This is a genomic window from Streptomyces sp. NPDC057474, assembly GCF_042802555.1.
Classification (GTDB): Bacteria; Actinomycetota; Actinomycetes; order Streptomycetales; family Streptomycetaceae; genus Streptomyces.
Genome location: NZ_JBHVDX010000301.1, coordinates 1 through 9,811, shown reverse-complemented (window position 1 = coordinate 9,811; position 9,811 = coordinate 1). Strand labels below are relative to the sequence as shown.

Genomic DNA, 9,811 nt, shown 5'->3' with positions numbered 1-9,811 from the left:
CACCGCGGTCGTCGCGCCCCACGAAGGTACGGCCACCACGGTCGCCGTCCCGACGGTCGTCACGGCGGTCGTTGTCCCGGCGGAAGCCACTGCCACCGCGGTCGTCACGACGCTCGAAGGTACGGCCACCACGGTCGTTGTCCCGGCGGAAGCCACTGCCACCGCGGTCGTCACGACGCTCGAAGGTACGGCCACCACGGTCGCCGTCCCGACGGTCGTCACGGCGGTCGAACCCACCGCGCTCACCGTCGCGGCGGTCGTCACGGCGGAACCCACCGCGGTCGCCACGGTCGTTGTCACGACGCTCGTAACCGCCGTTGCCCCGCTCCTCGCGACGCTGACGCGGCTCGTACGCCGGACGCTCGGCAGGCTGCTCGACGATCGCGGCCGGGGCCTCGACCGGCGCGCCGTCCGCCTCGACGGCGGCGGTGGCCGTGGCGGCCTCCGCGGCTACGACGACGGCCGCCTCCGGGTCCTCGCCCCGCTCCCGCGCGGCACGCGCGGTCAGCCGGGTGGCCTCGTCGCGCAGCTCGGAGGCGCGGCGCGTGGCCCGCTCCAGCTCCTTGCTGAGCTGGGCGACCTCACGCTCGGCCTGCTGCGCGGCGTTGTCGACCGACTCGGCCTGGACCTCGGTCATCGACCGGGCGCCGGTGATGTCGGCGACCTCGGTGTCGAAGGCCGTACCGCCCTGGATGATGTGGCGCGAGGCGTCGACGCCCGCGTCCTCCATCAGGCGGAAGATCTGCCGGCGCTGGTGCGGGAGGGACAGGGACACGACCGTGCCGCTGCGACCCGCGCGGGCCGTACGGCCGGAGCGGTGCAGGTAGTCCTTGTGGTCACCGGCCGGGTCAACGTTCAGGACCAGGTCGATGCCGTCGACGTGGATACCGCGGGCGGCCACGTCGGTCGCGACCAGCGCGTTGACATAGCCCTTCTTGAAGTCCTCGAGCACGCGGGTACGCGCGCCCTGCGTCATACCGCCGTGGAGCGCGTCGGCCTTCACACCGGAGTCGCAGAGCTGCTCGGCGATGCGGTCGGCGCCCAGCTGGGTGCGGACGAAGATGATCGTGCGGCCCTTGCGGGAGGCGATCGCGGCGGTGACCGGCGCCTTGTCCTTGGGCTTCACGATGAGGATGTGGTGCGACATGGTCGTGACGTTGCCCTGGGCGCTGTCGACCTCGTGCGTGACCGGGTTGCTCAGGTAGCGCTTGACCAGCGTGGAGATCTCGTTCTCCATCGTGGCCGAGAACAGCATGCGCTGGCCGCCGCCCGGGATCTGGTCGAGCAGCTCGGTGACCTCGGGCAGGAAGCCCAGGTCGGACATCTGGTCGGCCTCGTCGAGCACGGCGACCTGGACGTTCTCCAGGGAGCAGGCGCCACGGTTGATGAGGTCGCGCAGTCGGCCCGGGGTGGCGACGAGGACGTCGACGCCGCGCTCCAGGGCGTAGATCTGGTTGCCCATCGACGTACCGCCACAGACGACCTTCATCTTCAGGCCGAGGACGTCGCCGTACGGCTGAAGGGCGTCCGCGACCTGCATCGCGAGCTCACGCGTCGGCGTGAGGATGATGCCGCGGGGCTTCTTCTTCTCCGTGTGGCTGCCGGACAGCTGCGTCAGCAGCGGCAGACCGAAGGAGAGGGTCTTGCCGGAGCCGGTGCGGCCACGGCCGAGGATGTCCTTGCCGGCCAGGGCGTCCGGGATGGTCGCGGCCTGGATCGGGAAGGGGGTGGTCACGCCGTTCTGCGCGAGCTTGCGCACGACGCCCTCGGGGAGACCCAGGGTCGCGAAGGTGACCTCGGGAGCCGCCTCGACGGAGGCGCTCTTCGCGCCCTCGACGCCCTCGACGTTCTCGGGCACGACGACGTGATCAGTACTGGAAATGGACATGCGTATGCGAAACCTTCCGGAGTCTCGTCGGCACGCGCCCGTCAACTCCGTGATTCGCACACGACCGCCTCTATGCGGTCCGCCACGGCAAGGGAGAGTACGCGCCACACGGCGCGCTCTGTGGTGGCGCCGGGCAAATTGGATCAAACGATCTACCACCATACGCACCCACCGCCCTCCAAGGCAAACTGGGCGGATACCCGCAGGTCAGGAGCCGATGCTTTCGGCGTGGGGGTGAGGTGGGCGACAAGGGCCGCGAGAATCCGGCGGGGGCCGCAGCCAACTCCCCAAGCCCTACGCCGCGTCCCCCGCCCGAGGCGCCGGCTCCCTGTCCACCAACTGCGCCCCCTGCTCATGCGCGGACGACGACGGCTCGGCCGAAGGGCCCGGCGTCGACGACTCCACCGGCTTCGTCGGCTCCGGCTCAGGCTCCACGACTGTCGGCGTAGGAGTCGGCTCCCCCTTCGTCGGCTCGGGCTCCTCCGGCAGCTCCCCCTTCCCCTCGTCCTTGCCCCCCTTCGGCGGCGTCGCCCTCCCGGGCGGCTCGGCGGCCCCGGAGGCCGACGCGGAGGCCGAAGCGGACTTGGACGCGGAAGGGTCGGGCGAGGCGGAGCCGTGCCGTTTCCCCTGCCCGGCCTGGTACCCCGTACCGCCTCCGCCCGTCACCGCGGAGCCCCCGTCCGGCTTCTCCCCACCCCGCTGCCCCGCGGACGGCGACGGCCCGGGCTTCCGCCCCTCGTCCCCCACGCTCATACAGCCGGCGGCTGCCGCGACGGCCATGACCGTGGCGGCCAGACGGACGGATACGTTCAAGGCGCGCACGGCGGCCACCTCCGAGGGGGGGCGGAAAGAGGAGTCCCCCTGCCCAACTCCCGCCGCACACAAGAAGACACGCGCCGCCCGAAGCCCCTACGACTGCCGCCTGAGAATGCCGCGCTTCACCGCCCCGGCCCAAGCATCGCACCCGAAGGGGCGCGGGCAACCGTGCGACCAGCCCCCACACACCGGCACGTACTCGAAACCCACCGATCCGCACGCAGCCGGAACACACGGCCGGAGCCCGGCACCACCGCACCCCGCGGCTATCCGTACCCCAACGCATGCAACCGCGCATCGTCGATCCCGAAGTGATGCGCGATCTCGTGCACCACGGTCACCTCGGTCTCAGCGACCACGTCCTCCCGCGTCTCGCACATCCGCAGCGTCGGCCCCCGGTAGATCGTGATCCGGTCCGGCAGCACCCCCGCGTACCACTCCCCGCGGTCCGTGAGCGGAGTCCCCTCGTACAGCCCGAGCAGCTCGGGGTCGTCGGCGGGCGGCTCGTCCTCGACGAACACCGCCACGTTGTCCATCAGCCGCGTCAGCTCCGGCGGAATCCGGTCCAACGCCTCGGCGACCAGTTCCTCGAACTCCTCGCGCGTCATCTCCAGCACACGGCCATTGTCGTGCACGACACGCGCGTACGAGAGACGCGAGCAGCGCGAAAAGCCACACAAGGCACAACGACCAGGCACACGAAGCACAACGACCCGGCCCCCGACCCCCACATCCCCCCGCCGCATATCCGCCCCCACCCCTGGGCATACGGGACCAATGGCCCGCGTCCCCGCCACCGCCACCGCCGCCAACCCCCTGCGTACGACCCTCCGCCGCATCCGCCGAGCCATGCCCCGGGCCCCCCGCGCCCTGGCCCGGCACTACCGCTCACGCCGCGCGCACCCGACCGTCGAGCTGGTCCACCACCCCCACCCCTGGGGGCGCGCGATCGGTCTGGTCGCGGTGGTCCTGCTCGGCGCCTGGCTGGGCCTGCTGATCGTGGGGAACGTACGAACCCCCGTCGGCCCCATGAACACGACGATGACCCTGCGCCCCTCCCTCGCCGGCGGCACGAAGATCAACCTCTCCCCGCTGGGCGCCCTGGAGCTGCGCAGCCACAACGCCCCCGTACGCCTGGACGTGAACGTCGACCAGCTCGACCCGGAGCGCGCCCAGGCCCTGGTCGACCACCCCGAGCGGATCTCCGGGCTGCAGGAGGAGATCGCCTCCGACGTGCAGCACGGCACCATCGACCTGGCCGTACGCTCCGGCGTCGCCGTTGTCTCCGGGGCCACCGCACTCGGCCTCGCCGTGTACCGCCGCCCCCGCCGCGCCCTGGCCGCCGGCGGCATCGCCTTCGCACTCCTGGCCGGCGCCGGAGGGACGGCCGCCGCCACCTGGAACCCCAACTCCGTCCTGGAGCCGAAGTTCTCGGGCCTGCTCTCCTCCGCGCCCTCCCTCGTCGGCGACGCGCGCAGCATCGTCACCGAATTCGACGTCTACCAGAAGGAGTTGGCGCGCCTGGTGACGAACGTGACCAAGCTGTACAACGTCACGTCCACGCTCCCCGCGTACCAGCCGGACCCGACCACCATCCGCGTCCTGCACGTCTCCGACATCCATCTGAACCCCGCGAGCTGGAAGATCATCGCCTCGCTGGTGGAGCAGTACGAGATCAACGTCATCGTCGACTCCGGCGACACCATGGACCACGGCAGCGCCGCCGAGAACGCGTTCCTCGACCCGATCGCCGACCTCGGAGCCCCGTACGTCTGGGTGCGCGGCAACCACGACTCGCGCGAGACGCAGCGCTATCTGGAGGGCATCGACAACACGCACGTCCTCGACGAGGGGAAGGCGGTGACCGTGGGCGGGCTGCGCTTCGCGGGGATGGGGGACCCGCAGTTCACCCCGGACCGCTCGACCGAGAGGTCGGGCCTGCCCTCGGAGGAGGCGGCCGGGGCGCGACTGGCGGACGCCCTGCGCGCCCAGAAGGCGGCGGGCACCCCCGTGGACATCGCGATCGCCCACAACCCGGACGCCGCCCGGGAGACGGACGGCGACGTCCCGCTCGTCCTCGCCGGGCACCTGCACCACCCGGAGATGGAGGTCCTCGACGAGGGCACCCGCCTGCGCATCGAGGGCTCGACCGGCGGCAGCGGTCTGCGCGCCGTGGAGGGCAAGCACCCCGACCCGATCGAGGCCTCGGTGCTCTATCTGGACCGCGACACCCGCCGCCTCCAGGCCTGGGACGAGATCAAACTCGGCGGCCTGGGCCTGACAACGGCCGAGGTCAGCCGCCACCTGCCGAAGGAGAACCAGCCGGGTGCCGAACCCGGCGGCGAACAGTCCCCGTCACCCTCGGGAAGCACGCCAACCGAGGAGTCCCCCAGTGGCCCGTAAACCGTTTTGGCGATACCTCCTGCCATCCCATATGCTTCAACACGTCCCCGACGCGCTGAGAAGCGCGCAGGCGGGCCGATAGCCCTCATCGTCTAGCGGCCTAGGACGCCGCCCTTTCAAGGCGGTAGCACGGGTTCGAATCCCGTTGGGGGTACGCAACACCCTGTGCGAGACTAGTTCCCGCACAAGCTTGGTCCTGTGGAGCAGTTTGGAGTGCTCGCCACCCTGTCAAGGTGGAGGCCGCGGGTTCAAATCCCGTCAGGACCGCTGGTGTTTCACGTGAAACATCGTGGCTGGGTAGCTCAGTTGGTACGAGCGATCGCCTGAAAAGCGATAGGTCGCCGGTTCGATCCCGGCCCCAGCCACATCGCACGAGGACCCTCTCCGGGCAACCGGAGGGGGTCCTCGTCGTTCACGGGAAGCCGGGCCTGGTCCCCTCCGTGCACCTGGCAGCGACGGGCGGACGCAAAAGCGTTCGCCCCTCGTTTCCCGGAGGTGAGATCCTGGGTCGCGTATGTCCACTCACCCTGCCCCCGCCCCCGCCTTCGGCGCCCTCGCCCCTCGCCTGGCCGAGCTCTCCCTGCGCGACGCGCACCGGCTCGGACGCAGGCTCGAAGGCGCGCGCAAGATCCGTAAGCCCGAGGCCCGGGCCGCCGTGCTCGCCGAGATCGAGGCGGAGGTCGCCAAGGGCGAGTCCCGCATGGCCGAGCGCGCCGCGCGCGTGCCGACCGTCTCGTACCCCGAGCAGCTGCCCGTCAGCCAGAAGAAGGACGACATCGCGGCCGCCATCCGCGACCACCAGGTCGTCATCGTCGCGGGTGAGACCGGTTCCGGGAAGACGACCCAGATCCCCAAGATCTGTATGGAGCTGGGGCGTGGCGTACGCGGCATGATCGGGCACACACAGCCCCGTCGTATCGCCGCCCGTACGGTCGCCGAGCGCGTGGCGGAGGAGCTGCGGACCCCTCTCGGTGAGGCCGTGGGCTGGAAGGTGCGCTTCACCGACCAGGTGAACCCGGACGCGACCTTCGTCAAGCTGATGACGGACGGCATCCTGCTCGCCGAGATCCAGACGGACCGCGAGCTGCGCGCCTACGACACGATCATCATCGACGAGGCCCACGAGCGGTCCCTCAACATCGACTTCCTGCTGGGCTACCTGGCCCAGCTGCTGCCCAAGCGCCCCGACCTCAAGGTCGTCATCACCTCCGCGACCATCGACCCCGAGCGCTTCTCCCGCCACTTCCGCGACGCCCCGATCGTCGAGGTCAGCGGCCGTACGTACCCCGTCGAGGTGCGCTATCGACCGCTCCTGGAGGAGGACGGCGAGGACGCCGACCGCGACCAGATCACCGCGATCTGCGATGCCGTCGAGGAGCTTCAGGGGGAGGGGAAGGGCGACATCCTGGTCTTCCTCTCGGGTGAGCGGGAGATCCGTGACACGGCGGACGCGCTCATCAAGAAGCAGTACCGCTTCACGGAAGTGCTCCCCCTCTATGCCCGGCTGTCGCACGCCGAGCAGCACCGCGTCTTCCAGCCGCACACGGGCCGCAGGATCGTTCTGGCCACGAACGTCGCCGAGACCTCCCTCACGGTCCCCGGCATCAAGTACGTGATCGACCCGGGCTTCGCCCGCATCTCCCGCTACAGCCACAGGACCAAGGTCCAGCGGCTGCCGATCGAGGCGATCTCGCAGGCCAGCGCCAACCAGCGCAAGGGCCGCTGCGGCCGTACGTCCGACGGTGTCTGCATCCGGCTGTACTCCGAGGACGACTTCGACGCCCGCCCGGAGTTCACGGACGCCGAGATCCTCCGTACGAACCTGGCGAGCGTCATCCTCCAGATGACCGCGGCCGGCCTCGGCGACATCGAGAAGTTCCCCTTCATCGACCCGCCGGACCACCGCAACATCCGCGACGGCGTCCAGCTCCTCCAGGAGCTCGGCGCGCTGGACCCGACGCAGAAGGACGTACGCAACCGCCTGACCCAGATGGGGCGCAAGCTGTCCCAGCTGCCCGTCGACCCGCGCCTGGCCCGCATGGTCGTGGAGGCCGACAAGAACGGCTGTGCCCGCGAGGTCATGGTGATCGCCGCCGCGCTGTCCATCCAGGACCCGCGCGAGCGCCCCGCCGACAAGCAGGCCCAGGCGGACCAGCAGCATGCCCGCTTCAAGGACGAGACGAGCGACTTCCTCGCCTACCTCAACCTCTGGCGGTACGTCCGCGAGCAGCAGAAGGAGCGCGGCTCGTCGTCCTTCCGCCGGATGTGCAAGCAGGAGTACCTCAACTTCCTGCGCATCCGCGAGTGGCAGGACATCTACAGCCAGCTGCGCACGGTCGCCAAGCAGATGGACATCCATCTCAACGAGGACGACGCCCCCGAACAGCACGTCCATCTCTCGCTCCTCGCCGGCCTGCTCTCCCACATCGGCATGAAGGACGTGAAGGACGCCGGGGGAGAGGGCGGGAGAAACACCGGGAAGAACGAGTACCTGGGCGCCCGGAACGCCAAGTTCGCGATCTTTCCGGGCTCGGCCCTCTTCAAGAAGCCCCCGCGCTTCGTCATGTCGGCGGAGCTGGTGGAGACGAGCCGCCTCTGGGCGCGCGTCAACGCGAAGATCGAGCCGGAGTGGGTCGAGCCGCTCGCCGAGCATCTCCTCAAGCGGACGTACAGCGAGCCGCACTGGGAGAAGGACCAGGCGGCCGTGATGGCGTACGAGAAGGTCACGCTGTACGGCGTACCGATCGTCGCCCAGCGGAAGATCAACTACGGCAGGATCGACGCGGAGGCCAGCCGCGAGCTGTTCATCCGCAACGCGCTCGTCGAGGGCGACTGGCGTACGCACCACAAGTTCTTCGCCGACAACCGCAAGCTCCTCAGCGAGGTCGAGGAGCTGGAGCACCGGGCCCGGCGCCGGGACATCGTGGTCGACGACGACACGCTCTTCGACTTCTACGACCAGCGGGTCCCCGAGCATGTCGTCTCCGGCGCCCACTTCGACTCCTGGTGGAAGCACAAGCGCCACGAGCAGCCCGACTTCCTGGACTTCGAGCGGGAGATGCTCATCCGGGAGTCGGCGGAGGCGGTCACGAAGGCCGACTACCCGGACTCCTGGCGCCAGGGGCAGCTGAAGTTCCGTGTCACGTACCAGTTCGAGCCGGGCGCCGACGCGGACGGCGTGACGGTCCACATCCCCCTCCAGGTCCTCAACCAGGTCACGGACGAGGGCTTCGAGTGGCAGATCCCGGGTCTGCGGCAGGAGGTGGTGACGGAGTTGATCCGTTCCCTCCCGAAGCCGATCCGCCGGAACTACGTACCGGCGCCGAACTTCGCGCAGCGGTTCCTGGACCAGGCGGTCCCCTTGCAGGAGCCGCTGCCGGTGACGATGGCACGCGAGCTGAAGCGCATGGTGGGCGTGCCGGTGACGCCCGAGGACTTCGACTGGGCTCGGGTCCCCGACCATCTGAAGATCACCTTCCGGATCGTCGACGAACGGCGCCGGAAGCTGGCCGAGGACAAGGACCTGGAGTCGCTGCGGCTCCGGCTGAAGCCGAAAGCGCGTCAGGCCCTTTCGCAGGCGGCCGCGGCCACCGCCGAGCGCCAGGGCGGCGAGTCCCTGGAACGCAAGGGCCTGACCGACTGGACGATCGGCTCGCTCACCCGTGTCTTCGAGACCCGCCGGGCCGGGCAGCCGGTGAAGGCGTATCCGGCGCTCGTCGACGACGGACCGACGGCGAACACCGTCTCCGTACGCCTCTTCGACACCGAGGCGGAGCAGGCCGAAGCGATGTGGAAAGGCACCCGGAGGCTCATCCTCCGCAATATTCCGGTCAACCCCGCGAAGTTCGCTTCCGAAAAGCTGACGAACGCGCAGAAGCTGGCGCTGTCCGCGAACCCGCACGGTTCGATCCAGGCGCTGTTCGACGACTGCGCGATGGCGGCGGCCGACAAGCTGATCACCGACTTCGGCGGGCCGGCGTGGGACGAGTCGTCATATCGCAAGCTGTACGACAAGGTGCGCGCCGAGATCGTCGACACGACGGTCCGTACGGTCGGCCAGGTGCAGCAGGTGCTGGCCGCCTGGCAGGCCTGTGAGCGCCGTCTGAAGTCCACGCGCAGCCCGGCCCTCCTCGCCAACCTCGCGGACGTACGGGGGCAGCTGGACGCCCTCGTGAAGCCCGGCTTCGTCACGGAGGCGGGGCTGCGCCGACTGCCGGACCTGATGCGCTATCTGGTGGCGGCCGACCGGCGCCTGCAGCAGATGCCGACCGGAGTCCAGCGGGACACGGCCCGCATGGAGAAGGTCCACGAGATGCGGGACGAGTACGCCTGGCTGCTGGAACAGCTCCCCCAGGGCCGGCCCGTCCCCTCCTCCGTCCTGGAGATCCGCTGGATGATCGAGGAGCTGCGCGTCAGCTACTTCGCCCACGCCCTCGGTACGGCCTACCCCGTCTCCGACAAGCGGATCGTGAAGGCGATCGACGCGGCGGTTCCGTGACGGATCCCGCACGCTGAGTGAGTTCGACCGGGGGGTCCCGCTCCTGTACAGTCTCTTCTCGCAGGCCAGCGCGGCAACAAGGCGCGGACTGCGAAACCTGGTCCTGTGGAGCAGTTTGGAGTGCTCGCCACCCTGTCAAGGTGGAGGCCGCGGGTTCAAATCCCGTCAGGACCGCACGACTACGCGAGGCCCGCATCCGATACGGA

The 9,811-nt window shown here is 69.9% G+C and carries 5 protein-coding genes and 4 tRNA genes; 6 read left to right on the top strand and 3 right to left on the bottom strand.

Going from position 1 to position 9,811, the window contains the following annotated elements; genetic code table 11:
- From ACFU53_RS43510 to ACFU53_RS43500, 3 genes are all read right to left on the bottom strand, one after another.
- Nucleotides 1-1,888, bottom strand: a 1,888-nt coding sequence (locus ACFU53_RS43510) for a DEAD/DEAH box helicase (RefSeq protein ID WP_384005321.1), incomplete at its 3' end; no start/stop codon positions are given.
- A 294-nt stretch (nucleotides 1,889-2,182) separates the two neighbouring features.
- Nucleotides 2,183-2,710, bottom strand: a complete 528-nt coding sequence (locus ACFU53_RS43505) for a hypothetical protein (protein ID WP_384005319.1) — start codon at nucleotides 2,708-2,710, stop codon at nucleotides 2,183-2,185.
- 260 nt (nucleotides 2,711-2,970) lie between these two features.
- Nucleotides 2,971-3,321, bottom strand: a complete 351-nt coding sequence (locus ACFU53_RS43500; protein WP_059249887.1) for a metallopeptidase family protein — start codon at nucleotides 3,319-3,321, stop codon at nucleotides 2,971-2,973.
- Between the two features lie 160 nt (nucleotides 3,322-3,481).
- Between ACFU53_RS43500 and ACFU53_RS43495 the strand changes: the two genes are divergently transcribed.
- The 6 genes from ACFU53_RS43495 to ACFU53_RS43470 all read left to right on the top strand — a co-directional run bounded on the left by ACFU53_RS43495 (nucleotide 3,482) and on the right by ACFU53_RS43470 (nucleotide 9,779).
- Nucleotides 3,482-5,107 (top strand): metallophosphoesterase, encoded by a 1,626-nt coding sequence (locus tag ACFU53_RS43495; RefSeq protein ID WP_384005317.1) that lies wholly within the window; start codon nucleotides 3,482-3,484, stop codon nucleotides 5,105-5,107.
- Nucleotides 5,108-5,188: 81 nt separating this feature from the next.
- Nucleotides 5,189-5,261, top strand: a tRNA-Glu gene (locus ACFU53_RS43490).
- A gap of 38 nt (nucleotides 5,262-5,299) precedes the next feature.
- A tRNA-Asp gene (locus ACFU53_RS43485) sits at nucleotides 5,300-5,374 on the top strand.
- A gap of 24 nt (nucleotides 5,375-5,398) precedes the next feature.
- Nucleotides 5,399-5,472 (top strand) — tRNA-Phe (locus ACFU53_RS43480).
- A gap of 149 nt (nucleotides 5,473-5,621) precedes the next feature.
- On the top strand, nucleotides 5,622-9,605 hold the full coding sequence (gene hrpA / locus ACFU53_RS43475; RefSeq protein ID WP_384005316.1) for an ATP-dependent RNA helicase HrpA: 3,984 nt from the start codon (nucleotides 5,622-5,624) through the stop codon (nucleotides 9,603-9,605).
- A gap of 99 nt (nucleotides 9,606-9,704) precedes the next feature.
- Nucleotides 9,705-9,779, top strand: a tRNA-Asp gene (locus tag ACFU53_RS43470).
- Nucleotides 9,780-9,811 lie beyond the last annotated feature (32 nt).